The following is a 1,561-nucleotide window of genomic DNA, read 5'->3' on the forward strand; positions in this document are numbered from 1 at the left end:
GCTACAACCAGCGCTGCGAACCGTTCCGCTGGACCAAAACCGCCGCCGACATCCTCACCAAAGCCAACCGTCAAAAGACCTCAGACACGCGATACTAGCTATTCGCTATAGGGTGGGGCCAAATCTGACTGTCAAGGCTTCAGGAGGACGAGGTCCTTGGGCCAGATGCGACGATTTGCCAATCGGTAACGAACTGCCCTCTCGCTGGTGGTCCGTTTGGCCTCTTTTGAAAGTTCTTTCGGCAGGTGCAGCGGCGTGCTGCGGTGCGTAGCCGCGGCGGGCGAGGGCCGTTGGGTAACGGTGGGCAATGAGACGCAGCGTCGAACACCCGATTGGCCGACCCGGCTGACCAGTCTGCTCCTTACCGGGGGGAGTGGCATGGCGGTCAACGTCGTCAGCAACGACGCGGGCTACCGGTGGACTGTCGCCGTCTTGGCGGTGGGCAGCGCGTTGTCTACCGGCTTCTGGGTGCGCCGGCTCAACGCCCGAGCACCGTTGGCGCGTTGGTTCGGCCGAATCTTGCTAGCGGTGGCGGGACTGGCCGCGGTGCTGTCGGCCTTCGGCCCGGCGGCGTGGGCCCCCTACGCGGCGGTCGTCGCTGCCATTGCCACCGTCGGTGTCTTGGCGACAGCCGCGGAGCCCGCGGCAGCGGTGAACCTGTTGATGAGTGTCGCAGTCGTCGGCTGCGGGGTGGCGTTTGTCAGCTTCGGTGTGGCTGTCATTGGTGTGGGCAGGCTGCTGATGGGGGCAGCGGCGGTCGGCTGTGGGGTGGCGTTCGTCGGTTTCGGCGTGGCGTTCTTCGGGTTCGGCGCGGCAGTCATCGGCTTTGGTAGGGCGGCTATCGGCGATGGTCGGGTGCTGATGGGCGTAGCGGCGATCGGCTGTGGGGTGTCGGCGGTCGGCTGTGGTGTCACGTTCGTGGACGAGGGCAAGGTGTTGCTGGGCGTGGCGACCACCGTTGCGAGCGCTACGGTCACCGGCTTAGGTGTGGCAGTCATCGGTGAAGGTCGCGTACTGACGCGCGTGACGGGCTGCGGCTGCGGCGTGGCGTTGGCCGGTGTCGGTGCGGCAGCCATTGGCGAGGGTAGGGCTCTGGTGGGGCTGATGCTCACCGTCGGTGGCGTCTGCCTGTTGACCCTCGCAGCCTGGATGGGGGCAGGTGAGTTACTCCTGATTCTGTTCGCTGCACCCCTTGCCGTTTTCGGTGTGGCGTCGATCCTGCTCGGCGTGGCGATGATCAACGAAGGCAGGGACCTCGCGGGTGTAGGTGGCGTCGGCGTTGGGGCGGCGGCCATCGGCCTAAGCGCCGTGCTTTTACGGGAACGGTTGGGGCGGTGGTGGAAGTGGCTCACCAGCCCGTCCGAGATCGGTGAGGAGGAATCACGCCTCTTATAAAGGCGTGCTGCATCATCGACCAGTGACTTCATCAGCTCCGGCATTGCGGCGGGCATCGGGGTTGCAGTGAGCCTTTCCGGGCAATCCTTTGGTCACAGAAGGTGACGTAGGTGGCGACACGCCGACCGGCTCGGGGTCCAAGATGGAGACGCGGCGCCCCGGTAGG

The 1,561-nt window shown here is 65.7% G+C and carries 1 protein-coding gene; it reads left to right on the plus strand.

The genetic code is table 11. The annotated features are described in order from the left end of the window. The first annotated feature begins 378 nt into the window (after positions 1 to 378). Positions 379 to 1,395, plus strand: a complete 1,017-nt coding sequence (locus ABD287_RS18305; protein WP_344174769.1) for a hypothetical protein — start codon at positions 379 to 381, stop codon at positions 1,393 to 1,395. Positions 1,396 to 1,561 lie beyond the last annotated feature (166 nt).

The organism is Pilimelia columellifera subsp. columellifera, assembly GCF_039532605.1.
Taxonomy (GTDB): Bacteria; Actinomycetota; Actinomycetes; order Mycobacteriales; family Micromonosporaceae; genus Pilimelia; species Pilimelia columellifera.

Excerpts from the sequence above, each read along its gene's own strand:
- ABD287_RS18305 (WP_344174769.1), top strand. The coding sequence starts at position 379 with ATGGCGGTCAACGTCGTCAGCAACGACGCGGGCTACCGGTGGACTGTC.